Raw genomic sequence first — 23886 nt, 5'->3', positions numbered from 1 at the left:
AGCAGCGGCCAGACGAGGAAGGCCACGTAGACCACGAGGAAGGGCACGACGAACAGCAGCCCGTGCTGGGTCCAGCGGCGTCCCGCCCCGATCTTCGCGACCGGTGCGGCGGTGGCGGCGGAGGCTTCGACGCTGGTCGTCATCGGGGCTCCTCGGGGAAGGGGTTGGGGGTCTCCATGAGCCTGCGCAGGGCGGCCTTGGCCAGGGCCAGGCCCTGCTCGGGCGTGCGCGTTCCGGCGATGACCGGGGAGAACGCCTCACCGAACTCGATCCACAGCCTCGACGCCGATCCGGTGAACCACACCTGCGGGTCGAGCGCCACCTCGGTGATGACCGAGCGGTACTCCGACTGCGGATTCAGCGCCAGGTACTCGGGCTCCTCCAGTGCGGGAAGGTAGGCGGGCACGTGACCGGCCACCGCCCAGTCGGCGCTGTTCTTGACCAGGTGGGCGATGAACCGGTAGGTCTCCCGCTCGATCCGCGGATCGCGGTCGCGCTGGTGGGGCACGACGAAGACGTGGCAGTCGGCCTGGGCCGAGGCGCCGCCGAAGATCGAGGGGAAGCGCGCCATGCTGAACGGCGTCTTCGCCTGCTTGAAGGTCGTGATCTCCCAGTCACCGTTCCACAGGAAGGCCGCGTCACCGCTCTGGAAGGCGGCGACCGACGACGCGTAGTCGGTGGTGGGGTCGCACAGTCCCTCCGCGCCCAGCGTGCGCATGAAGGAGAGCGCCTCCAGCGCCTTGGCGTCGTCGATCGTGATCTGGGTGCCGTCGTCCGACAGGAGGGTGCCGCCGCTCTGGGGGTACAGCGACCACCACAACCGCCACGGCCCCACCGTTCCGAGGCCGAGCGCGTCGAAGGCCAGCGGGGGCTTGCCGCCGAGTGCCTCCTTGGCCTTGCGCAGTGACTCCAGCAACTGGTCGGTGCCCTTGGTGGGCAGCAGCTTGCCGTCGCCGCCGAGCAGCCCGGCACGGTCGCAGACGTCGGTGTTGTAGTACTGGACCATGGGGTGGGCGTCGAACGGCACCGCGTACAGCACTCCGTCGACGTGGGCGCGCTCCCAGATGGGAGGGCTGAAGTCCTCGGGCCGCAGGCCGTTCTCGGCGAGCAGGCCGAGGTTGATCGGATCCAGGATCAGGCCGGGGCCGATGCCGGGCAGCCGGGCGAGGTGGAAGGTCGCGAGATCGGGGGAACGGCCTCCTGCTCCCGCCATCGCGACCTTGGTGTAGAAGGCCTCGCCCCACTCGAGGACGTTCTCCTCGACGAACAGATCGGGGTTCTCCTTGGCGAACGCGCCGACCATCTCGTTCATGACGACCCCGTCGCTCGCGCCGAGGAAGTGCCAGTATCTGATGCGGGTCCGGGAGGAGCCCAGGTCCACGGGGAGGGAGCATCCGGAGCCGAGGAGCCCGAGGGCGAGGGCTCCGCCCAGCAGGTTCCTCCGGGTGATCCGGGAGGGGGTCGGCGGAGTCCGGGGTGGGGTCGCTGGAATGTCGTCCACTGCTGTCTCCAGGTGTCTCCAGGGGGCGCGGCCGCGCCCCCCTCGACGAGCGCGGCCGGATGGGCCTACGGGCGGATGAGACGGATCACGTTCCACGACACGGCGGGCAGCGTGATCTCCAGGGTCCCGGCGTCGAGGCGGGCCTCGGTGTTCGTACGGGGAGTCACCGTGTCCGGGGCGTCGGCGGTGTTGCGGGCGTAGGGGTCGGGGCCGGACAGCGTCGTGGCCCCGGCGAGCGCCACCGGGCCGAGGGCGCGCAGGTCGGCGGTGAGGGTGAGCGGCCGGTCGGTCGAGCGGTTGACGGCGAACAGCGTGGTGGCGCCGGTCTCCTCGTCGTGGGTGGCGACGGCGTCGAGGGAGGTGACCTCGCCGAACCTCGCGGTCTCGTGGGCGGGAGAGTCCGGCTCGACCCGCAGCACCTGGCCCGCCGCGTACCGGGAGGCCTGGGCGAACGGGTGGAAGGTGGTCTGCCTCCAGGCCCTGCCGCCCGGTTCGGTCATGATGGGGGCGATGACGTTGACCAGCTGGGCCAGGCAGGCGGACGTCACCCTGTCGCTGTGCCGCAGCAGCGAGATCAGCAGCCCGCCGAAGGCCACCGCGTCGGCCAGGTGGTAGTGGTCCTCGAGCAGCGGCGGGGCGACCGGCCAGTCGCGCGGCGGTTCGGCGTTCTGGAAGCGGGACAGGTACCAGACGTTCCACTCGTCGAACGAGATGTTGATCTTCTTCTTGCTCCTGAGCCGGGCGCCCACGCTGTCGGCCGTCGCCACCACCGCGTCGACGAAGTGGTCCATGTCCGCCGCCGAGGCGAGGAAGCTCGCCAGGTCGCCGTCGTGCTCCTCGTAGTAGGCGTGGCAGGAGATGAAGTCCACCACGTCGTAGGTCTCCTCCAGCACGGTGGCCTCCCACGCGCCGAAGGTCGGCATGGCGGAACCTGAGCTCCCGCAGGCCACGAGCTCCAGGTTCGGGTCGATCATGCGCATGGCACGGGCGGTCCCGGCGGCGAGCCGCCCGTACTCGCGGGCGGTCATGTGGCCGATCTGCCACGGGCCGTCCATCTCGTTGCCCAGGCACCACATCCGGACGTCGTGCGGTCTCTTGGCGCCGTGGGCGACCCGCAGGTCCGACAGGTGGGTCCCGGACTCGATGTTGCAGTACTCCAGCAGGTCCAGCGCCTCGGCGATGCCCCGGGTGCCGAGGTTGACGGCCATCATCGGTTCCACCCCGGCCTTGCGCGTCCAGGCGACGAACTCGTCCAGGCCGAACTCGTTGGTCTCCGTGCTGTGCCAGGCCAGGTCGAGCCGCCGGGGCCGCCCGGCCCGGGGGCCGACGCCGTCCTCCCAGCGGTATCCGGACACGAAGTTCCCGCCGGGGTAGCGGGCCGTGGTGACGCCCAGCTCGCGGGTGAGCTCCAGCACGTCGCGCCGGAGGCCCTCCTCGTCGGCGGTGGGGTGACCGGGTTCGTAGAGGCCGGTGTAGACGCACCGGCCGAGGTGCTCGACGAACGTCCCGAAGGTGCGCCGGTGGACGGGGGCCACCCTGAACGCGGGGTCAAGGGTGAGGTGCGCGGACAGCACGAAGGTCTCCTCACACGCGGCCCGCGCCGGCTTCCGGCGCGAGATCGCCAGGCTCGTGGATTACCGGGAAATTGAGCGACTCCATTTGTGAGCGTTAACACCAAAAAGGGCCAACCGTTACATGGAGTGAGTGTTAACGTTCCCATCGTCGCGGGTCAAATCACGATCCGGTAACTACGACAGATTCCCAGCTCATCACACACGCGGTCCGAACTGCTGCTTTCATCTCCGCGCGCCACGGCCGATCCGCTCGTTCCCGGACACGTGAAGTGACCGGAACCCGTCCCGAACCTCTTGTACCCGAGTGGAGGCAAGCGCTTACCAGCAGATTAAGGAAATCCATAGGTGGCTGTTGACAGCGCTATCGACCGGGAGTCCACTTGGCTGACAGGCACCGGACAACGGCACACCGCGTGACCCGGCCCTCATCGCGCCCGGCACCGCGCGCCGGCCCGCGAGGATTCACCGCGATTCCAGCACCGATTCCAGCACCGATTCCAGCACCATGGACATGTAGGCCAGCAGGTCGGCACGGCGGCGGAACGGATCGCGGTACAGCGGCGGGCCGCCGGCCCTCAGGCGCAGCCCCTCCCGGATGATCCGGTGCCGGCGTTCGTCGAACACCTTCAGCGCGTACTCGCCCGCGGCCGTCTTGGAGGTCACCTCGCCCGCCGCGAGAGTGTGGTGGAGCCGGGTGACGCCGAGCACCCCCCACGTGGTCTGGTAGCCGGTGAGAGCGGCCAGCCCCCACAGCGACGCCGACCGGGAGCCGCGCTCGACCCAGCGCGTCCAGTAGCCGGCCAGGTTCTCCCGCGTCCGCTGGGCCAGGGTGTCCCAGTCGGTGTGGATCCCCAGCTCCGCGACCGCGGGCCCTCGCACCGCCACCCCGCCCTGGGCCAGCACGTGCCAGGTCACCAGGTGCCGCTCGAACCTGCTCTCCTCCTCAAGACGCCATTTGTGCACGGACGGCCTCGCCGGGGCCGGCTCGGGGTCGCGGCGCAGGTCGTCCCACGTGACGTAGAGACCGTCGAAGTACGGTTTCGCGTACCGGCTCTTCAACTCGGCATGCACCCTGCGCAGGATCCGCGCGTCAGGGGGAGCGCCGAACCCAGGAGACCCGCATCACCGACATCCACCACCTCGCCAGGCGCTATCTCATCGCGCCCTCCAACGAGGAGGTCACCGCCGACCAGGTACGCGGCCTCCCCGGGCCGGTGGCGCGGATGGTGAGCGGCGCGGTCGGCGAGTACGAGGAGAAGGCCAGCCTCGAGGCCGTCTGCGCCCGCGACGCCGACAAGCTCGAATGCCTGATCCAGGCCATCGAGTACCGCGAGCAGGGTTACCGGAACATGCAACCGTGGATCGACGGTTCACTCGCGGCGCTGAGGACACCGTCCGCCAGGCGCCTCGCGGACGAGGCGCTCGGCACGGGGTCGCTGGAGTGGGTGACCCGTCTCCTCGACGAGGACCCGGACACCTGACGCCGGACACGCGGGAGCGTCGCCGGACGGTCCGCCGTGCGCCCCCGCCCCCCGCGACGAGGAAGGAGGCGCCACGGTCCGCCGTGCGCCCCCGTGCCGAGGAAGGGGTCGCTGTCCGGCGCCTCCCGCCCACCGGCCCCGTTTCCTACGAAACGACGATCTCCAGGTTGGTCTGCCACTCCACGGGGAGCCGCCTGACGGACAGCGCCTGCTCGCCGGGCCTCCAGGTGGCGATCATGCTGGCGTGGTCGCTCTCCCGCGGATAGGCGTCCGCGGTCGTGACAAAGGCGCCCGCGAGCACCAGCCGCCCGTTCGGTGTCCAGCGCATCCTGCGGGTCTTGACGTCGACGGGCACGGGCGTCGACGGCAGGTGCGCCCATCGCAGGGTCTTCGTGTCCAGCACCCAGACGTCGAGACGTTCGTGCGGCCCCGTGGTGGGGGCGAGGAACGGGACGGCGATGTACCTGCCGTCGGGGCTGACCTCGCCGTCCCTGACCTCGCCCGCTCCGGCCGGCCTGCCGATCGGCCGCTCCTTCCCGGTGCCGGGGATCACCAGGGCGAAATTCTCGTCCCGCCGCCTCACCAGCAACTCCCGGGACGTCGCCGCGACGATCCCGGGGTGTCTGCCGGTCTTCCGCAGGCTGTCATGAGCCAGGAGGATCGACTCGTCCCCGTGCCTGGCGTGCAGGCCGTACGGCGTGTCGAGGAACGGCAGCGCGCCGCAGTGGCTCCAGCGGGGACGGTGCAGGGTCCTCCCGTCCTCCGCCTGCTTCCGTACCGTGCACGGACCGTCGCGGGCCGGCCGGTCCGTGATCCAGAAGCCGGAGTCGTCGAAGGCGGGGAACGCGTTCCAGCCGGTGGCCAGCTTGCGCGCCTCGCCGCCCTCGAGCAGGTACAGCCGCCCCTGGTCGACCGCCGGTCCGCTCACCGCGATCACGGTGTGCCTGCCGTGGACGAAGGCCGAGAGGGTGAGGCGCGGGTCCGGATCCGGCAGGCCCGAGACGGGCGTCGAGGCGCCGGTGTCGACGTCCAGTACCGCCGGGGCCAGGCCGGTCTGACCGTCGCCGCCGACGAGCAGGCGAATCCCGCTACCGGGGCCGAGCGGCTGTCCGGAGAGGGGGCCGTGGCCGCTTCGCGCGGGGCTCGCCGTGACCCGCGGGGCCTCCGCGGCGGGCCACCCGGCCCGGGGTGTGGCGGTGCAGCCCACCAGGCACGCCAGGACCGGCACCAGAGATCTCCCGATCGTCCCGGCCAGGCTCCGCGTCATGGGCAGAAGCTACATGATGCTCCCGGGAGGGCGGGAAAGACGCCGCACGGCCGGCGACCGCAGGCCGCTCGGCTCACGTCCCCTGCGGGCCCGGCCGACGTCGCCTAGGCGACGTCGGGCCGTGTCATCAGCGGCGACCGCAGATGCGACACCAGGCTGGGGCCGGTCAGGGGCACGAGGTTCCACGTCGCCACCGCTGTCCCCGCGCCGGCGTCGACCACCAGCCGGACCCGGTGCGGGGTGGTGATGACGTGAAGGTCGGCGACGAACGTGTCGCCCCGCCAGGCGCCGGCCGCGACGACGGGGCGGCCGAGCGGTGAGCCTTCCCGCCATTCGCCGTGGCCGGCCTCGACGTCGAGGGACGACCCGAGTCGCAGCAGCCATCCGCCGTCCACGGGATCGACGATCACCGTGGTTCCGTCGGGCAGGGCCGAATCCTCGGCGGAGGCGTCGAGTCTCGCCTTGGCGGAACGCTCCGGGGCGGCCGAACCCCGCACCGGCGCCAACGACAGCCGCCGCAGCCGATCGGCGAGGATCTCGTCGTCCCGGGGGCTGTCCGCGCGGTCCACGCCGGGCAGCAGGCACTCCCACATCGCGTCGAGCATCGACTGTTCCCGCGTGTTGGCGCTGGTCACGGCGACCACGAGATCGTGCGAGGGGACGACCACGCAATGCTGGCCGAAGGCGCCGTTGCCGTGGTAGCCGTGGCGCGACATCCAGAACTGGTAGCCGTAACCGCAGAGGTAGTCGGCGCCCGCGGATCCGTCCTCGAGTGGCAGGGTCTCGATGTGCCGTCCGGTCGCGAGCCGCACCCATTCGCGCGGGACGAGCCGCCGGTCGCCCCACAGGCCGCCGCGCAGCAGCAGTTCGCCGAAGGCGGCGACGGCCTCGGTCGTGAGGTGCAGTCCGTGGAATCCGAAGGCGGCGCCGCTCGCCACCCGGTCCCATTCGGCGTGGTCGACGCCCATCGGCGTGAAGAGGCGCTCGTCGAGCAGTTCCGGCAGGCCGCGGCCCGTGACCCGTTCCACCATCCGGGCCAGGACGAAGGTGGTCGGATTGTCGTAGGCGTGCCGTGTTCCCTCGGCCTCGGGAAACGGGACGCGCAAAAAGCCCTTCACCAGGTCGCCCGGTTCCAGGCGCCAGGCCTCGGCGAGGCTGTCCGTGCGGTGTCCGGTCGTCATGGACAGCAGGTGGTGAACGGTGAGGCGGCGTCCCCGCTCCGAGATGCCGGCCGGAACGTGGTCGGGCAACACGTCCACCACCCGATCGTCCAGCGAGAGCAGCCCGTCGGCGATCGCGAGCCCCACGGCGACCGAGGTGAACGACTTGGTCAGCGAGTAGAGAAGGTGCGGGCGCTCAGCCGAGTACGGCGCCCACCAGCCTTCGGCGACGACGTGACCGTGGCGTACGACCATGATGGAGTGACACTCGATGGACCGCTCCTCGAGCCGGTCCAGCAGCGCGGCGACCGCACGGGACGACATCCCCGAGGCGGCCGGTGTCGACCGTGGCAGCAGGGCGCGTGGGGAAGGCACCCGGGCACCCTAACAAAACCGCCGAATCCGCCCAATCGAATTACGGGACGTGGTTCGGGGCCGCCGATCGGCTACGGCGCGGGGGTCCGGTCCTCCAGGCCCACGGCATCGGTCACGGGGCGCGGCGGAGCTGCTCGGGAGGCACGCGGCGCAGTTCCCAGCGCAGTGACCGTCCAGAGGCCGGATCCGTGGCGGTGATCACCAGCCGGTCGCCGGTGAGGCCGTATCGCCCGGACAGCAGCTGTTCGCCCTTGGTGAGCCACGTCTGCCAGATCCCGATCGTGGCGGTGGCCGGATCGACTTCGAAGTGGTGGGTCTGCCACGTCTGCCCGCTGCGCAGGACGAGCCGGTGGGAGCGGTTGTGTTCGAAGTAGACGCGCTCGGCCGGACCGGGCAGGGCCGGAGGCTGGAAGGCGCCCGCCGTCACGTCCCACGTGCCGTCGAGCGGAGTGGGGGACCGGTTGTTGTAGTTGGCGACGTAGTACGAGCACGAGGCCGGGACCGCGAGAAGGAGCACCACGAGCACAGCGTGCACCCACCGCGGACGCGTACGTCGCGAGCGGGGCGCGACCCGGTTCCGGTCGGCCCAGAACACCGCCACCAGCTCCCGGCGGTGCCTCCACAACAGGTAGCTCCCGCAGCCGGCGCCGGCCAGGGCGACGAGCATGGCGTCGAGGGCGATCCGGTAGGAGATGTCGAGCACGACGATCCCGGCGAGCAGCGGTGCGGCGCCCGCGGCCCCGAGCAGCGTGGTGCGACGGAACGCCAACGCCACGCCGAGGCCGACCTGCAACAGCGCGATCAGGTTGCCGAAGAGCGGCGAGTAACCGAAGTAGTACCAGGTCAGCCAGGATCCGCTCACCGCGCCCAGGGGCTTGTCGAGCTCGGAGTCGAGCACGGTGAACTGGGCGCCGAAGAGCTTGGCGAAGCCGTACTGCAGCAGGATCACCGCGAGGGTCCACCGGCATGCCGGGTAGAGGAAGCGCCCGCCTTCCGGGACCGCGATCTCATCGCCCTTGTCGTCGCGCTCGGTCGTTGCCTGTCTCGTCACCGGCCGCCTCCCGTCCCAGGCTCACGTCGGCATCCCGAGGTTGTCAAGGCCGGGGAGCCGACGCCGACACGGTCATGCCCGCGACGGGACGTTCGGCGCCGGGGTGACCGAGCGGAGAGGCACGTGCGTCCGCGCACGTCACGATTGAGCGGTTCTCCCTGTACGGCGGGTATCGCCGCCCACGAGCGACATACGGCATGACGCGTGAGCCGGCCGGGTACCCGCGCCACGCCCCGCCCTTGTCAGGGCGACCGATCGTCTCGGCCCTCGTCTTCGTCCGGGCGTCAACGATCGTTCCGGGAGTGGCGGGTGTTCGAACCAGTCGGAGGCGGCCGATCGTCACTGAGGTTCCTCCGAGACAGGTGATCCTCCGAACCGGAGTTCCCCGAAAGGGGTGCCGAGCCCCCACCCCCCTGAAGGCCGGGCCCGGCACCCCCCCGGAGGCCGGGACCTGTCCCCTGGAGGAGGACGGACCCGGCGGTCTGGCGGGCGTTTCTACCTCGCGAGCCGGAGCACCCCCCGCCTCGACGTGTCGACGTAACTCCGCCCGGCCGGGTCGTTCCAGGTCGCGGCGTCCGTGCGTACGAGCGGCGTCCTCGCGGGTGGCCGGGAGGTGCGCGTCTTTCCTGGGCTCCTCGGTCAGGTGGGAGTGGGCAGGCGAGGGTGGCGGGCGAAGGCGGCGGGCGGGAGCAGGGCGCGCGTCAGGCGCCGCCGCGCACCTCCTCACCGCGCGGGTCCTCGCCGCGCACGTCCTCGCCGCGCAGGTTCTCGGCGAGCAGGTCGAGCAGCGGCTGCCGCCGGACGCAGCGGTCGAGGGCGAAGGAGTCGGCCAGGGCGGTCAGTTCCTCGTCGGAGCAGCCGCGCAGCAGCTCGGCGTACTCGGGAAGCAGCGCCTGCGCGATGAGGATGTGCCGGATCAGGTCGTCGGTCTGGTAGCGGGCGCCCCACGGGTAGGGGTTCCAGGACGGGAACTCGGTCTCCATCAGCCGGTGCAGCGGGGCCAGCTCGCTCGCCGACTCCTCCATCGTCGAGCCCCACCGGTCGGCGCCCAGCCGCCCCTTCTTGGCGATGAAGTCGCCGAACCGGCTCATGTACGGCTCGCCCGCGCTGACCAGGCCCTGCAGCCCGACGTCCTTGTAGGTCCACAGCGACCAGCCGGCCCCGTAGGAGTCGAAGATCTCCAGCTGGTCGCGGAGGATCTGGTAGCGCTGCCGGTCGATCTCCGGGTCGCCGGTGTAGACGGGCCCGAACTCACCGACCCAGATGGGGGTGCCGGTCTCGCGCTGGAAGGCGGTCCGCCGCTCGAAGGAGAGCTCCAGCTGGGCCCGGTCCACCCACTCGCCGCGGGTGTGGCCGGGGTAGGGGCCGCCGTGCGCGAATCCGGCCAGGGCGTAGTCGTGGCAGACGAAGACCGTGTTCTCGTACACCTCGCGGAAGATCGAGAAGTCGGTGGAGTAGGTGTTGCCGTCCAGGAACAGCACGTGCTTCGGGTCGACGGCGCGGACGGCCTTGACCAGGCGGTCGTAGAAGGGGCCGACGACCCGCCCGCTCCGGTCGCCCGGTTCGTTGATCGGGTTGTATCCGGCCACCCAGGGGTTGTCCCGGTAGCGGTCGGCCACGACCTCCCACAGGTGGACGGCGCGGTCCTGGAAGTGCCGGTGCTCCCAGAACGCGGCGACGTGGGTGGGGTTGTCGGAGTGCCAGTGCTGGTTCTGCGCGCCGGGCAGGGCGTGCAGGTCGATGACGCTGTAGATGCCGTGCTCGGCGAGCAGGCCGATCACCCGGTCCAGGTGGCGGAAGCCGTGCTCGACGATCTCGAAGGGGCGGTCGTCGGACTCCAGGTGGCGGTAGTTGATCGGGATGCGGACGCAGTTGGCGCCGAGCCCGGCGAGCAGCGCGGCGTCGTCCGCGCCGAAGAACGAGGTGAGCAGCCGGTCGAAGAACAGCTCGGCCCGGTCCTCCCCCAGGACCTCCCGGACGGCCTCGCGCATCGCGGACTCGTTGGCCGGGTAGCCGGTGATGAAGTTCTCCATGTTCAGCCAGCCCCCGAGGCCCACTCCACGCAGCCGTACCGGGGTGCCGGCCGAATCGACGAGACGCGATCCGGCGACACTCAGGGTCATGTTCTCTCACTCTCTACTCAGGCGACGAGATTCGGGTCAGCCCTTGGTGGCACCGGCGGTGAGGCCGCTGATCAACTGACGCTCGGCGACGGCGTAGAAGGCCAGGGCGGGCACCATCGCGACGATGACGTAGGCCAGGACCCTGGCGATGTCCGTCATGTACTCCCCCTGGAACTGCTGGACGCCGAGCGGCAGGGTCCACAGGCCGGGGTCGTTGAAGACCACCAGCGGGAGGAAGAAGTTGTTCCAGCTCGCCACGAGCGCCAGCACCGAGACGGTGGCCAGGGCGGGCTTGGCGATCGGCAGCAGCACCCGCCAGAAGAAGCCGAAGGGGGTGCAGCCGTCGATGATGGCGGCCTCCTCGATCTCCCTGGGGATGGACCGGAAGAACGTCCGCAGGATGATCACGGTGAGCGGAAGGCCGAACGCGGCCTGCGGCAGGATCACCCCGAGCGGGTTGTCCAGCAGGCCGAACGTGCGCAGCAGGACGAACAGCGGCAGGATCGCCACCGCGAACGGGAACATCAGCCCGATGGCGAACAGCGTGAACAGGAACTCCCGTCCCCGGAAGGCGAACCGGGCGAAGGCGAAGGCGGCCATCGCCGACAGCCCCACGACCAGCACGGTGGTCGCGACCGCGATGAACAGGCTGTTGAGGAGCTGGCGCCAGAACGCGCCGGAGACGATCACGTCGGTGTAGTTGTCGGTGACCCACGGGGAGGGCAGGCCCAGCGGGTTGGTCGACAGCTGGGCGGAGGTCTTGAAGCCGCCCAGCAGCCCGTACAGGAAGGGGATGACGATGAAGACGGCCGCCACCCAGATGACCGCGTGGATCGGGTACGTGCGGAGCCGGGCGATCATCGGCGGTCTCCCATGGTGGTGCTGGCCCCTTCCAGGTCCCGGCGCAGGACGAACCGCTGGTAGCCGAGGGCGAAGACGAGACTGATCAGGAACATGACGACGCTGATCGCGCTGGAGTAGCCGATCTGGGACCGCTTGAAGCCGTACTCGAACATGCTGACGGCCATGGTCTCCGAGGCGTGCGACGGGCCGCCGCCGGTGAGGATCCAGACCAGGTCGAAGAGCTGGATCGTGCCGATGACGGACAGGAACGCGCTGACCCGGATGGTGGGGCCGAGCAGCGGCAGGGTGACGTGGCGGAACACGTCCCAGCCGCCGGCGCCGTCGATCCTGGCCGCCTCGCTCAGCTCCTTGGGGATGCCCTGCAGTCCGGCCAGGTAGATGATCATGTGGAATCCGAAGTACTTCCAGGTGATCACCAGGAACAGCGAGAACATCACGGTGTCCGGTTCGGACAGCCAGGTCCAGGGCTCCATCCCCCAGGAGACCAGCAGCTGGTTGGCCATGCCCGTCTCGGGCGACAGGATCATCGAGAACAGCACGCCGATGATCGCCTCGGAGAGCATGTACGGCGCGAAGAACAGCAGCCGGTAGAAGGCCCGCCCGCGGATCCGCTGGTTCAGCATCACCGCCAGGCCCAGCGAGAGCGGCAGCTGCACCAACAGGCCCAGCACGATCAGGACGGCGCCGTTGCGCAGGTCGCCGGCGAAGATGTCGCTGGCGAACAGCCGGGTGAAGTTGTCCAGGCCGATGAAGTTGCTCGGCGGGCCGATGCCGTTCCACTTGAAGAGGCTGGTGTAGCCGGCCACCAGGATCGGCAGCAGCACCAGGAGGGCGAACAGGACCAGCGCGGGGAGGACGAACAGGATCGCGGTGACCCAGCCGCGACCTCGGCGGGAGCCGTCCCGCCCCCGCCTCGCGGCGGGCCGCTCGTGGTGAGGGGCCGGACGTGCGTCCGGCCCTGTCGTCGTCGTCACCGTTTTCATACCGGGCGGCTACTCCGACTCCGACTTGGCCGTCTCGGTGATGGCCTGGACGACCTCCTCCGGCGTCTTGGTGCCCCCGATCAGCTCGGCCACGACGTCGTTGACCTCCTGGCCGACGGCCGGCGGGTACTCCTGGTCGAGGTAGAGCTGGAAGCCGCTGGCGGCCGCGAGGGTCTCGGAGACCGTCTTGATGTGGGGGTCGGTGACGGCCGCCTCCTCACCCGTCTTGAGCACGGGCAGGACTCCTCCGGCCTTGACGGCCTTGCTGTGGTTCTCCGGCTTGAGCGCGAACTTCAGGAAGTCCAGCGCCGCGGGCGGGGCGTTGACGCTCACGGCGAGGCCGCCCCCGCCGCCGAACGCGTCGCCCGCGGCGCCCTTGCCCCCCTCCACCGCCGGGAAGGGGAAGAAGCCGAGGTCGTCGCCGAGGCCCTTGCCGGAGTCCTTCTGCACCGACGGGGCCCACTGGCCCATCAGCTCCATGGCGGCCTTGCCGTTCGACACGTTCGCGGACTGGCCGTCGGGGGTGGAGTAGTCGGCGCCCAGGAAGCCCTTCTGGAACGGCTGGAGGTCGACGAGCTCCTTGAGTTTCTGCCCGGCGGCGACGAAGTCGGGGCCGGTGAAGTCGTTGGTGGTGCCGGCCTGCTTGAGCGCGTCCAGCCCGGCCACCCGCATGGCCAGGTAGGCCCAGTAGTAGTGGCCCGGCCACTTGGCCTTGCCCGCCAGGGCGATCGGGGTGGTCCCGCTCGCCTTCAGCTTCTTGACCGCGTCCAGGTACTCGGTCCAGGTGGCGGGCGGGGTGGTGATGCCGGCCTTCTTGAACAGCGCCTTGTTGTACCAGAAGCCGACCATGCCGATGTCGATGGGCAGCCCGTAGGTCTTGCCGTCGAACTGGTAGGCGGCCAGGGCCGCCGGGGTGAGGGTGCCGATGACGTCGCCGGCCTCGGACGACAGGTCCTTCACCAGGCCCGCCTCGATGTGCTGCTTCAGGACGCCGCCGCCCCAGGTGGAGTACAGGTCGGGTGCCTTGCCCGACTGGGTGAGCGTGGCGAGCTTCGGCTTGTAGGAGTCGTTCTCGATGGAGATATTCTTGATCGTCACGTTCGGGTGGGCCGCCTGGTATTCCTTGACGGCATTGGCCCAGAACGTTTTCATGGGGTCCGCCGTCGCCAGGTTCCAGAACTCGAAGGTGACCTTCTCCGAGCCGGTGCTCGCGCCTGCCTGGGCCCCCTCGCCGTCTCCGCTCGTGCTGCAGGCTCCGAGAAGCAGAGCGGATGTCGCCAGAGCAACCACGCCTCGCCGACTCAGCATGGGTATCCCCTTTCGGGAGTTACTTGAAATTTTCATATATTCCCCGAATATTTCGTGATCCGGAGAATAGGTAAACCCCCGGTTACACGTCAATAGCCCCGTGGTAGTGATCCCGGATCGCGAGAACCACCACCCCCGGAAAGCCTCCGAAAGGTTTCAGTTAGTATTCGCCGCATGCCAACCAAGCCGCGCGTGACGATCGCCCTGATCGCCGAGGAGGCCGGGGTCTCCGCGCCCACGGTCTCGAAAGTCATCAACGGCCGGCCCGAGGTCGCGTCCGAGACCAGGCAGCGGATCGAGCACCTGCTGCACAAGCACGGCTACCGGCGCAGGACCGGCCAGGGCGACGCCCCCGTCGGCCTGGTCGACCTGGTCTTCACCGAGATCGAGAGCCCGTGGGCGATGGAGCTGGTGCGCGGCGTGGAGACCGCGGCCCGCGAGGTAGACGCCGGGGTGGTCGTCTCGGTCCTGCACAGCCACGCGGGACCCGGCAGGGACTGGGTGGAACGCATCGCCGCCCGGCGCACCGACGGGGCCATCCTGGTCGGCTCCCGGATCAGCGCCGACCAGCACGGGCAGCTGGCCGCCAGGTCCATCCCGTTCGTGGTGGTGGACCCCGAAGGCGAGCCGCCGCCCGGGGTCGCCTCGGTCGGCGCCACCAACTGGAACGGCGGCCTGGCCGCCACCCGGCACCTGCTGGAGCTGGGCCACCGCAGGATCGGGATGATCGGCGGCCCCGCGGACATGCTGTGCAGCCGGGCCCGCGTCGACGGCTACCGGGCGGCGCTGGAGACCGCGGGGATCGCGGTGGACGCGGCGCTCATCAGGTACGGCGACTTCCTGGTCGGCTCGGGCCGCGACCACGGCCACGACCTGCTGTCCCTGGACGGGCCGCCCACCGCGATCTTCGCCGGCAGCGACATGCAGGCGTTCGGCGTCTTCGAGGCGGCCAGGCAGCGCGGCCTGCGGGTCCCGGACGACCTGTCCGTGGTGGGCTTCGACGACCTGCCGCTGGCACGTTCCGCGTGGCCTCCGCTCACCACCGTGCGCCAGCCGCTCCAGGAGATGGCGGCGCTGGCCACCCGGATGGTGCTCGGCCTCGACCGCGGCGGGCACGAGCCCCGGCGGGTGGAGCTGGCCACCGACCTCCTCGTCCGCGAGAGCACCGCCCGGCCGACCGGCTGACCGGCCGACCGGCGCCGTCCGGCCGGCCTCACCCGCGCCGTCATGGGTTGTTGACGACCGCCTTCGAAACATTTACGGTAATTGTCACGAAATGTCTCGGTAATCTTGTGAAACTTTCGGAAAGCGGGTTTCCGCATGTCTCGACGTCACAGGGCACTGCTGACACCGGTCCTCATCCTTCCCCTCCTCGGGTTCAGTCATGCCCCGGCGGAAAGCGCTTCCCCTATTCGGGTGGACCACCAGGGCGTTCTCCAGCGGATCGACGGTTTCGGTTTCTCGCAGGCGTTCCGGCGCAACGAGCTGGTCCGCGCGCTGCCCGCCGCCAAGCAGCGGGAGATCCTCGACCTGTGGCTCAGCCCCGAGAAGGGCGCCGGGCTCAGCATCCTGCGCCTGGGCATCGGCTCCTCCCCCGCCGACAGCCCGTACGACCTGATGACCTCCATCCAGCCCGAGGACCCCGGCGGCCCGACCGCGCCGCCGAAGTACGTCTGGGACGGCGACGACGGCGGCCAGGTCTGGCTGGCCAAGGAGGCCAGGCGCTACGGCGTGACCCGCTTCTACGCCGACGCCTGGAGCGCCCCCGGCTACATGAAGGACAACGGCTCCGACAGCAACGGCGGGAACCTGCTCCCCGCGTGGCGGCAGGCGTACGCGAACTACCTGGTCCAGTACGCGAAGTTCTACGCCGGCGAGGGCATCAGGATCACCGACATCGGGTTCACCAACGAACCCGACCTCACCGTCTCCTACGCCTCGATGCGGTTCACCCCCGCCGAGGCCGCCGAGTTCGTCAAGGTGCTCGGCCCCACCGCGGCCCGCACCGGGCTCAAGGTGGTCTGCTGCGACGCCGCCGGCTGGTCCCAGCAGCGCGAGTACACCGCCGCCATCGAGGCCGACCCCGTCGCGCGGCGGTGGGTCGCCACGCACGCCGGGCACCCCTACGTCAGCCCGGTGGACGGCCCGCTGCCCACCGACCGGCACGTGTGGATGTCGGAGTGGTCGCCCAACGGGACCACCTGGAACGAGGCGTGGGACGACGGCAGCGGCTATGACGGCTTCGCGGTCGCCCAGCAGATCCACGACTCGCTCACCCTGGGCAGGGCGAACGGCTACGTCTTCTGGTTCGGCGCCTCGCGCGGCACCACCCGGGGGCTCATCCAGATCGACGAGGCCACCGCGACCTACCGCGTCTCCAAGCGCCTGTGGGCGCTGGCCGCCTACAGCCGTTTCGTCCGCCCCGGCGCGGTCCGCCTCTCCGTCGCCTCGGCCGACCCGGCGCTGAAGGTCACCGCCTTCCGCAACGCGGGGGGCTCGGAGGTCGTCGAGATCCTCAACACCTCCACCGCCCCCGTCACCACCAAGATCACCACCCGTCCTGGCCGGGCCACCGCCTACCTGACCGACGCCGAGCACTCGCTCGCCGCCACCCCGCTCCCGGGGCTGGGATCCGGCAGGAGCCTCACCCTCGCCCCGCGTTCCCTGACCACGGTGGTCGTACGGTGACGTACCCGCCCGCGGGCGGCCTCCGGGTCTCCGGCCGCGCATCGTGCTCCCCGCGACCGGAGGCCGGGAGCTCGTCCGGGCCACCCGGGCCACCCGGGCCACCCAGACCGCCCGGACCGCCCGGACCGCCCGGACCGTCCGGACCGTCCGGACCGCCCGGACCGCCCGGATCCGGAACGCCCGCCCCCGGACTCCCTGGCTCCGGGCCCTCTGAGACGGAAGGACCGAGATGATCCGGGTGGCGATCGTGGGCACCGGCGGCATCGCGGGGATCTGCCACCTGCCCGCGCTGCGCGCCCAGGCGCACCGGGCTCAGGTGGTGGCCGCCGCGGACGTGGACGAGGCGCGGGTCAGGGCGTTCTGCGCCGAGCACTCGATCCCGGGGGCGTACACCTCCCTGGAGGCGATGCTCGACGCGGAGCGGCCCGACCTCGTCCACCTGTGCACCCCGCCGCACCTGCACGCCGCCCAGGCGGTGACCTGCCTGAAGGCGGGCGCCTGGGTGTGGACCGAGAAACCCGTCTGCCTGTCGCTGGCCGAGTACGACCTGATCACGGCGGCCGAGGGACCCGGTTACGCCTCGGTCGTCTCCCAGCACCGGTTCGGCTCCGGAGCGCGGCACCTGCGCGCCCTCGCTCCCGAGCTGGGCCGCCCGCTCGTCGCGCTCTGCGTGACCACCTGGTACCGCGACCACGCCTACTTCGACGTGCCCTGGCGCGGCCGGTGGGAGACCGAGGGCGGCGGCCCCACGATGGGGCACGGCATCCACCAGATGGACCTGATGCTGTCGGTCCTCGGCGACTGGGCGGAGATCCGCGCGATGACCGGCACGCTGGACCGCCGGATCGAGACCGAGGACGTCTCGATGGCCGCCGTCCGCTTCGACTCCGGCGCGATGGCCTCGGTGGTCAACAGCGTGCTGTCGCGGCGCGAGGAGAGCTACCTGCGCTTCGACTACACCGAGGCGACCGTGGAGCTGCGCCACCTGTACGGCTACCGCAACGCCGACTGGACCTCCACCTCGGCGCGCTGGGACCCTCCCGCGGACCTGCCGAGCTCGCACGAGGCGCAGCTGGCGGAGCTGCTGGACGCCTACGAGCGCGGCGAGCGACCACCCATGAGCGGCCCCGAGGGGCGCCAGGCACTCGAGCTGATCACCGGCCTGTATGCTTCGGCGTTCACCGGGAGGCCGGTGCTCCGTGCCGACCTCACCCCCGACCATCCCTTCTACCACCGGCTGGACGGAAACGCATGGAGCTGACCTTCACCGAGCGCGGCGTCGAGATCCTGCGCTACGTCTACCGCCCGCAGACCCCGGTCTTCGAGTCGCCCAAGCCGTACTTCCACCCGATCAGGACCCTGGCCGGGGACGTGGTCAGCACCTTCCGCCCGCACGACCACCGCTGGCACAAGGGCCTGCAGATGACCGTCTCCGACCTGTCGGGGCAGAACTTCTGGGGCGGCGGCAGCTACGTCCGCGAGGCCGCCGGCTACGTGGACCTGCCGAACAACGGGACCATGCGGCACGAGGAGTTCCTCTCCCCCGGCGTGGAGCGCCTGACCTGGCACACCCAGGGCGGCGAGCACTGGGTGGACGAGGTGAGGACCTTCGAGGTGCGCGACGTGCTGGACGACTCCTGGGCGCTGGAGCTGTCCACCGAGATCACCAACGTGCGCGGGGAGGAGCTGGTCTTCGGCAGCCCCACCACCAACGGCCGCCCGATGGCCGGGTACTGCGGCCTGTTCTGGCGCGGGCCCCGCTCCTTCGAGCACGGGCAGGTGATCGCCGAGAGCGGCGAGGGGCCGGAGATGATGGGCGGGGAGTCGGCGTGGCTGGCCTACACCGGCCACCACGACGAGGTGGACCGCTCCTCCACCCTGCTGTTCCACAGTGCCCTGCCCACCGTCTGGTTCGTCCGCACGACGCCGTTCGCGGCCGTCAACCCGTCCATCGCCTTCCACCGCGAGATGGTCCTGCCGCCCGGCGCGACGCTGCGCCTGAGCTACCGGATGGTCGTGGCCACCGGCGCGTGGGACCGTCCCCGGCTGGAGGCGTACGTCAAGGAGCACCCGTACCCGGAACCGGCGTGACCGGCCCGGCGCCGCGTCCGGCGGAGATGCCCGGCGGAGATGTCCGGCAGAGATGTCCGGCAGGAGTGAGGAGCACCCGTGTTCGGCACCGGCGTGAGCGATCTGACCGTCTACGACTGGCCCACCGAGGACGGCCTGCGCGGAGGTTCGCCCCACCTGCACACGCTGTGCGCCGAGGCGTACGCCGTGGTGGCCGGCTCCGGCAGCGTGCAGACCCTGACCTGGAACGGGTACGAGGAGACGGCGCTGGCTGCCGGGTCCGTCGTCCGGTTCACCCCCGGCACGGTCCACCGCCTGGTCAACGGCGGCGGCCTGCGCATCGTGGTCCTCATGCAGAACAGCGGCCTGCCCGAGGCCGGTGACGCCGTCCTGACCTTCCCCCCCGACGTCCTCGCCGACCCCGCCCGGTACGCCGCCGCCGCGGGCTCGGATCCGCGCGAGCGCCGCGACCTGGCCGTCGAGGGGTTCCTGCGGCTGCGCGCCGGGGGCCGCCCGGCCTTCGCCGCCTTCCTGGAGGCCGCCGCCGCGATCGTCGCCCCCCGCCTGGACGCCTTCGAGTCCCGCTGGCGCGAGGGCCCGCTGCGCGCCGCCGAGACGACGGGCGCCCAGCTGGCCGCGCTGCGCGGCGGCGACCTCGCCCACCTGCGCGAGGCCGCGGTCACCCGGGTGCCCGCCGTACCCCGCGACGGCATGTGCGGCCACCTGATGACCTACCCGGCGGACTTTTAGGGCCTCCCGGACCGGGGCCCGGGCCTGAGGGACCCGGGGGGGCGTGACAGCGGGCGGCGCGGCGGCGCGCGCCGCCCGCTGTCACCGGACGGCCGGAGCCGGGAAACGTCGGTGCGATCTTCTAGGCTGGGGACATGGCACGAGCTAACGACGACGTCGCCGCCGCCCTGGAGGAGTACGCCGAGCTGTTCGCGATGAGCGGCGGCGACGCCTTCCGGGTCCGCAGCTACCAGAAGGCCGCCAGGGCGATCGCGGGGTTCCCCGACGACATCGCGACCGTGCCGGTGCGAAGCGTGTCCGGGGTGGGCGAGGCGATCGCCAGGAAGGTCGAGGAATACCTGGAGCGGGGCAGCTTCCGGCAGCTCGACGACCTGCGGGAGAAGGTCCCCCAGGGGGTGCGCCGGCTGACCCGGGTGACCTCGCTCGGGCCGAAGAAGGCCGTCTTCCTCTTCCAGGAGCTGGGCATCGACTCCCCCGAGGCCCTGGTGAAGGCCATCGGGGAGGGGCGCCTCGACGGCGTCAAGGGCTTCGGCGCCAAGACCGTGGAGAACCTCCTCAAAGGTGTCGAGCACCTGGCCGAGCACAGTGCCAGGATGCACACCGGGACGGCGATGGACCTCGCGGAGCGGGTCGTCGCCTCGTTGCCGGGCGCCGAGCGGATCGCCTACGCCGGGTCGCTGCGCCGGATGAAGGACACCGTCGGCGACATCGACGTCCTCGCGGTCGGCCCCGAGTCGCTGATGGACGACTTCAAGGCGCAGCCCTACGTCGCGGAGGTCGTCGCCTCGGGGGAGAAGAAGACCTCGATCCGCACCGCCCAGGGCGTCCAGGTCGACCTGCGCCTGATCCCCGCCGAGTCGTGGGGCGCCGCGATGATGTACTTCACCGGTTCCAAGGAGCACACCGTGCACCTGCGGGAGATCATCGTGAAGAAGGGCTGGAAGCTGTCGGAGTACGGCCTGTTCGACGGCGACCGGGTGATCGCGGCCGCGACCGAGGAGGAGGTCTTCGGGGCGCTCGGCATGGAGTGGATCCCGCCGACCCTGCGCGAGGACGGCGGCGAGATCGCCGCCGCGCTCAAGCACGAGCTGCCCAGGCTGGTCACCGTCGAGGATCTCAAGGGCGACCTGCACACCCACACCGACCTCACCGACGGCATCGCCTCCCTCGAGGACATGGTCGCCGCCGCCGCGGCCCGCGGTTACTCCTACTACGCGGTGACCGACCACGCGCCCGACCTGGCGATGCACCGGATGAAGCTGGAAAAGGCCCTGGAGCAGCGCGAACGCCTGCGCGAGCTGCAGAAGAAGTACCCGAAGACGCGGCTGCTGCACGGCAGCGAGCTGAACATCGCCCCCGACGGCTCGGTCGACTGGCCGGCCGAGGTGCTGGAGGGCTTCGACGTGTGCGTGGCCAGCGTCCACTCGCACTTCAACCAGTCGCGCGCGGAGATGACCCGGCGGTTCGTCGCCGCCTGCGAGAACCCCCACGTGCACATCATCGGCCACCCGACCACCCGCAGGATCGGCGTCCGCCCGCCGGTGGACGCCGACTGGGACGAGGTGTTCCGCGCCGCGGCCCGCACCGGCACCGCGATGGAGATCGACTCCTTCCCCGACCGTTCCGACCTCCCCGCCGACCTGGTGCGGCTCGCGCACCACCACGGCGTGAAGTTCTCCGTCGACAGCGACGCCCACGCGGTCCCGCACCTGGACAACCAGCGGTTCGGCATCGGCGTCGCCCAGCGCGGGTGGCTCACCGCCGACGACGTGATCAACACCTGGCCGCTGGAGCGGCTGCTGGCCTTCCTCGGCCGCTGAGACGACGGCCCCGGGCGACGGACCCAGGCGGGGGCGCGCCCCCTCGCATCTTACCTAGTTATCTGGTAGGAAATATATGTAATACGCGCGACGCCGGACGCCCACGGACGGGTATCGCCTTCGGAAAAGATCGCCGGGATCACCCTGTCCGGAAGGCATGCCTACCGTGTGAAATGGGAAGGTTACGGAAAGTGGTCACGGCGGGCCTCCGCACCTCGCCCGAGAAGACACCCGAAAGACGCCGGAGGTCCCACGGAGGAAACGAGAGGGAAACGCGCCGACGTGATGATGGCAACACGTGTTCTCCGAGTTCTCGCATTTTCCGCCAGGAGGCCCGACCGATGCGCCAGCTGACCGCGCTCGACGCGCAGTTCCTTCACGCCGAGTCGGCGACCACGGCGGCTCATGTCGCGGGGCTGGCCATCCTCGACCCCGCCTGCTCCAGTCTCGGGGCCGTCACCCGCGAGTGCCTGGTCGGGCTGCTGCGCGATCGGCTGCACCTGGCCCCGGCGCTGAGACTGCGCCTGGCCACCGTGCCGTTCGGCCTCGACCGGCCGTACTGGACCGAAGACCCCGATCTCGACGTCTCCGGCCACGTCCACGAGGTGACCCTCGCCGGCCCCGGCGACGACGCCCAGCTCGCCGAGAAGGTGGCCAGGATCCACGAGCGGCATCTCGACCGGGACCGCCCGCTGTGGGAGATGCACCTCATCCACGGCCTGACCGGAGGTCGCGTCGCCCTGTACGCCAAGGTCCACCACTGCGCCATCGACGGGGTGTCGGGGGCGGAGCTGCTCGCGGCGCTACTGGACCTGACACCCGAACCCCGTGCCGTCGAGCGGCCCGCGCCCGAGCCCCGGACCACCGCCCCCGGCCTGGCCGGCATGCTCGCCGGCGCCGTGGCCAGGACGGTGCTCCAGCCCGCCAGGACGCTGTACTCGCTGGGCCGCATGGCGGCCGAGCTCGACACGATGCCGCTGACCTCGGCGCTGCCCGGTGCCCGGCAGGTGGCCGCCGCCACCCGGCTGATCGCGGGAAGGGAGACCGAACCGCCCGAGGCGCCCATGCTGACCGCGCCGCGCACCCCGTTCAACGGCCCGATCGGCGCCGAGCGGCGCTTCTCCTACGGATCGATCCCTCTCGCGGACGTCAAGCGGGTGGCCAGGAGCGCGGGGGCCAGTGTCAACGACGTGGTCATGACGCTGTGCGCCTCGGCGCTGCGCGCGTGGCTGCGCGAGCACGACGCGCTGCCCGACCGGCCGCTGATCGCCGCGGTCCCGGTCGCGGTCCGCACCGCGAGCGCGCGGGAGGTGGTCGGCAACCAGATCTCCGTCATGGTCACCCCGATCCCGACCGACCTGGCCTGCCCCCGCGAGCGCCTGCGCGTCATGGCGGGCACGATGCTCAGCGCCAAGCGGCGCTTCGCCGGCGCCCCCACGGCCTGGCTGGGCGAGCTGTCGTCGATGCTGCCCTCGGCCGTCACCGCGCTGGCGACCTCCGCGGTGTTCCGGCTGGCCTCGATCGTGCTGCCGCCGATCAACCTGATCGTCTCGAACGTGCCGGGGCCACAGCTCCCGCTGTACCTGTGCGGGGCCAGGGTGCTCGCCTACCACCCCATGTCGGTGCTGACCGACGTGAGCGGCGGGGTCAACATCACCTGCTTCTCCTACGACGGCTCGCTCGACTTCGGCATCCTGTCCTGCCCGGACCGGGTGGCCGACGTGTGGCGGCTCATGGGCCACCTGCGCGAGGCCATGGACGAGCTGATGGAGCAGGTCGAGCCGCCCCCGGCCGGGCGGATCGCCCCGGTGGAGCGGCCCGCGCCGGCCAGGGAGATGGCATCCGTCTGAGGGCGGGCCGGGGGGCGCCTCCCGGAGAATCACCGCCGATGTCCCGCAACCGCGCGATTGGTCAAGAAATAGAGTTGACCCATGAGCTTTTCTGAGCTGAACCTGTTCCCTCTCTGCCTCGGTGGCAACGTATTCGGCTGGACCGCCGACCGGGACGACTCGTTCGCCGTCCTGGACGCCTACGCGGAGGCGGGCGGAAACCTCGTCGACACCGCCGACTCCTACTCCGCGCGGGTTCCCGGGCACGCCGGCGGGGAGTCGGAGACCGTGATCGGCGAGTGGATGGCCTCCCGCCGCAACCGCGACCGGATCGTGGTGGCGACCAAGGTGGGCATGCTGGGCAGCCGCGCCGGACTGTCGGCGGCCAACATCCGCGCGGCGGCCGAGGACTCGCTCCGGCGGCTCCGCACGGACTACATCGACCTGTACTGGGCCCACGTCGACGACGCGGCCACCCCCCTGGAGGAGACCCTCGGCGCGTTCGACGACCTGGTCACCGAGGGCAAGGTACGCAACATCGGCGCCTCGAACTACAGCGCCGAGCGGCTCGCCGAGGCGCTGTCGATCTCCGAGGAGGCCGGCCTGGCGCGGTACGGGGTGCTGCAGCAGCACTACAACCTGCTCGAGCGCGACTACGAGGGGGCGCTGCGCGACGTGGTGACGGAGGCGGGGCTGACCAGCACCCCCTACTTCGGCCTGGCCCGCGGCTTCCTGACCGGCAAGTACCGGCCGGGGGTCACCGTGGACAGCCCGCGCGCGGACAAGGCGGCGCAGTACCTGGAGACGGAGCGCGGCCCGCGGGTGCTCGACGCCCTGGACAAGGTGGCCGCCTCCCACGGCGCCGCACCGGCCACCGTCGCGCTCGCCTGGCTGGCCGCCCAGCCCACGGTGGCCGCGCCGATCGCCAGCGCCCGCAACGTCGAGCAGCTCCGGCCACTGCTCGCGGTCGCCGACATGACGCTGTCGGCGGACGAGCTGGCCCTGCTGGACGAGGCGTCCCGCTAGGGACGACCGGCGCCCG

19 protein-coding genes are annotated in these 23886 nt (G+C 71.1%); 9 read left to right on the top strand and 10 right to left on the bottom strand.

Annotated elements, in window-relative coordinates:
* Positions 1 to 139 precede the first annotated feature (139 nt).
* The 3 genes from AB0G15_RS24845 to AB0G15_RS24835 all read right to left on the bottom strand — a co-directional run bounded on the left by AB0G15_RS24845 (position 140) and on the right by AB0G15_RS24835 (position 4146).
* On the bottom strand, positions 140 to 1501 hold the full coding sequence (locus AB0G15_RS24845) for an extracellular solute-binding protein (RefSeq protein ID WP_362844039.1): 1362 nt from the start codon (positions 1499 to 1501) through the stop codon (positions 140 to 142).
* 65 nt (positions 1502 to 1566) lie between these two features.
* Complete coding sequence (locus AB0G15_RS24840; RefSeq protein WP_362844036.1) at positions 1567 to 3075, bottom strand: alpha-N-arabinofuranosidase; 1509 nt, start codon at positions 3073 to 3075, stop codon at positions 1567 to 1569.
* A gap of 462 nt (positions 3076 to 3537) precedes the next feature.
* Entirely contained in the window at positions 3538 to 4146 is a 609-nt protein-coding gene (locus tag AB0G15_RS24835) for an aminoglycoside adenylyltransferase domain-containing protein (protein ID WP_362844033.1), read from the bottom strand.
* A 50-nt stretch (positions 4147 to 4196) separates the two neighbouring features.
* On the opposite strand from AB0G15_RS24835, the gene AB0G15_RS24830 reads away from it, so the two are divergent.
* Positions 4197 to 4556: an HD domain-containing protein gene (locus AB0G15_RS24830; protein ID WP_362844118.1), complete on the top strand. Its 360-nt coding sequence runs from the start codon at positions 4197 to 4199 to the stop codon at positions 4554 to 4556.
* Positions 4557 to 4701: 145 nt separating this feature from the next.
* On the opposite strand, the gene AB0G15_RS24825 is transcribed toward AB0G15_RS24830, so the two are convergent.
* From AB0G15_RS24825 to AB0G15_RS24795, 7 genes are all read right to left on the bottom strand, one after another.
* On the bottom strand, positions 4702 to 5823 hold the full coding sequence (locus tag AB0G15_RS24825) for a hypothetical protein (RefSeq protein WP_362844026.1): 1122 nt from the start codon (positions 5821 to 5823) through the stop codon (positions 4702 to 4704).
* 104 nt (positions 5824 to 5927) lie between these two features.
* On the bottom strand, positions 5928 to 7358 hold the full coding sequence (locus AB0G15_RS24820) for a serine hydrolase (RefSeq protein WP_362844023.1): 1431 nt from the start codon (positions 7356 to 7358) through the stop codon (positions 5928 to 5930).
* A gap of 112 nt (positions 7359 to 7470) precedes the next feature.
* Positions 7471 to 8409, bottom strand: coding sequence for a hypothetical protein (locus AB0G15_RS24815; RefSeq protein WP_362844020.1), 939 nt, complete (start codon positions 8407 to 8409; stop codon positions 7471 to 7473).
* Between the two features lie 701 nt (positions 8410 to 9110).
* Positions 9111 to 10532 carry a cellulase family glycosylhydrolase gene (locus AB0G15_RS24810; protein WP_362844017.1) on the bottom strand — a complete coding sequence of 474 codons (1422 nt, stop codon included), beginning with the start codon at positions 10530 to 10532 and terminating at the stop codon, positions 9111 to 9113.
* Positions 10533 to 10568: 36 nt separating this feature from the next.
* Positions 10569 to 11393 carry a carbohydrate ABC transporter permease gene (locus tag AB0G15_RS24805; protein WP_362684313.1) on the bottom strand — a complete coding sequence of 275 codons (825 nt, stop codon included), beginning with the start codon at positions 11391 to 11393 and terminating at the stop codon, positions 10569 to 10571.
* The gene (locus AB0G15_RS24800) at positions 11390 to 12379 is read right to left on the bottom strand and encodes a sugar ABC transporter permease (RefSeq protein ID WP_362844014.1); all 990 of its coding nucleotides are present in this window, start codon (positions 12377 to 12379) and stop codon (positions 11390 to 11392) included. The genes AB0G15_RS24805 and AB0G15_RS24800 overlap by 4 nt, the downstream gene beginning before the upstream one ends.
* A 9-nt stretch (positions 12380 to 12388) precedes the next feature.
* Positions 12389 to 13687, bottom strand: a complete 1299-nt coding sequence (locus AB0G15_RS24795) for an extracellular solute-binding protein (RefSeq protein WP_362844011.1) — start codon at positions 13685 to 13687, stop codon at positions 12389 to 12391.
* A 174-nt stretch (positions 13688 to 13861) separates the two neighbouring features.
* Between AB0G15_RS24795 and AB0G15_RS24790 the strand changes: the two genes are divergently transcribed.
* From AB0G15_RS24790 to AB0G15_RS24755, 8 genes are all read left to right on the top strand, one after another.
* Positions 13862 to 14872, top strand: coding sequence for a LacI family DNA-binding transcriptional regulator (locus AB0G15_RS24790; RefSeq protein ID WP_362844008.1), 1011 nt, complete (start codon positions 13862 to 13864; stop codon positions 14870 to 14872).
* 231 nt (positions 14873 to 15103) lie between these two features.
* Entirely contained in the window at positions 15104 to 16375 is a 1272-nt protein-coding gene (locus AB0G15_RS24785; RefSeq protein ID WP_362844006.1) for a glycoside hydrolase, read from the top strand.
* 229 nt (positions 16376 to 16604) lie between these two features.
* A complete protein-coding gene (locus AB0G15_RS24780; RefSeq protein WP_362844004.1) occupies positions 16605 to 17636 on the top strand; it encodes a Gfo/Idh/MocA family oxidoreductase in 1032 nt (343 codons plus the stop codon).
* Positions 17627 to 18466 (top strand): PmoA family protein, encoded by an 840-nt coding sequence (locus tag AB0G15_RS24775; protein WP_362844001.1) that lies wholly within the window; start codon positions 17627 to 17629, stop codon positions 18464 to 18466. Before AB0G15_RS24780 ends, AB0G15_RS24775 begins: the two co-directional genes overlap by 10 nt.
* A 78-nt stretch (positions 18467 to 18544) precedes the next feature.
* Entirely contained in the window at positions 18545 to 19195 is a 651-nt protein-coding gene (locus tag AB0G15_RS24770; protein ID WP_362843998.1) for a cupin domain-containing protein, read from the top strand.
* 134 nt (positions 19196 to 19329) lie between these two features.
* Positions 19330 to 21015 carry a DNA polymerase/3'-5' exonuclease PolX gene (gene polX, locus AB0G15_RS24765; protein ID WP_362843995.1) on the top strand — a complete coding sequence of 562 codons (1686 nt, stop codon included), beginning with the start codon at positions 19330 to 19332 and terminating at the stop codon, positions 21013 to 21015.
* Positions 21016 to 21356: 341 nt separating this feature from the next.
* Positions 21357 to 22865, top strand: coding sequence for a wax ester/triacylglycerol synthase family O-acyltransferase (locus AB0G15_RS24760; protein WP_362843992.1), 1509 nt, complete (start codon positions 21357 to 21359; stop codon positions 22863 to 22865).
* Positions 22866 to 22946: 81 nt separating this feature from the next.
* Entirely contained in the window at positions 22947 to 23870 is a 924-nt protein-coding gene (locus AB0G15_RS24755; protein ID WP_362843990.1) for an aldo/keto reductase, read from the top strand.
* The last annotated feature ends 16 nt before the right edge of the window (positions 23871 to 23886 follow it).

Source organism: Streptosporangium sp. NPDC023825, assembly GCF_040639575.1.
Classification (GTDB): Bacteria; Actinomycetota; Actinomycetes; order Streptosporangiales; family Streptosporangiaceae; genus Streptosporangium.
Note: the sequence above shows the minus strand (reverse complement) of the source record. Positions and strands in the feature narration are given on the sequence as shown.

Excerpts from the sequence above, each read along its gene's own strand:
- AB0G15_RS24825 (WP_362844026.1), bottom strand. The coding sequence starts at position 5,823 with ATGACGCGGAGCCTGGCCGGGACGATCGGGAGATCTCTGGTGCCGGTC.
- AB0G15_RS24810 (WP_362844017.1), bottom strand. The coding sequence starts at position 10,532 with ATGACCCTGAGTGTCGCCGGATCGCGTCTCGTCGATTCGGCCGGCACC.
- AB0G15_RS24805 (WP_362684313.1), bottom strand. The coding sequence starts at position 11,393 with ATGATCGCCCGGCTCCGCACGTACCCGATCCACGCGGTCATCTGGGTG.
- AB0G15_RS24800 (WP_362844014.1), bottom strand. The coding sequence starts at position 12,379 with ATGAAAACGGTGACGACGACGACAGGGCCGGACGCACGTCCGGCCCCT.
- AB0G15_RS24795 (WP_362844011.1), bottom strand. The coding sequence starts at position 13,687 with ATGCTGAGTCGGCGAGGCGTGGTTGCTCTGGCGACATCCGCTCTGCTT.
- AB0G15_RS24790 (WP_362844008.1), top strand. The coding sequence starts at position 13,862 with ATGCCAACCAAGCCGCGCGTGACGATCGCCCTGATCGCCGAGGAGGCC.
- AB0G15_RS24780 (WP_362844004.1), top strand. The coding sequence starts at position 16,605 with ATGATCCGGGTGGCGATCGTGGGCACCGGCGGCATCGCGGGGATCTGC.
- AB0G15_RS24775 (WP_362844001.1), top strand. The coding sequence starts at position 17,627 with ATGGAGCTGACCTTCACCGAGCGCGGCGTCGAGATCCTGCGCTACGTC.
- polX (WP_362843995.1), top strand. The coding sequence starts at position 19,330 with ATGGCACGAGCTAACGACGACGTCGCCGCCGCCCTGGAGGAGTACGCC.
- AB0G15_RS24760 (WP_362843992.1), top strand. The coding sequence starts at position 21,357 with ATGCGCCAGCTGACCGCGCTCGACGCGCAGTTCCTTCACGCCGAGTCG.
- AB0G15_RS24755 (WP_362843990.1), top strand. The coding sequence starts at position 22,947 with ATGAGCTTTTCTGAGCTGAACCTGTTCCCTCTCTGCCTCGGTGGCAAC.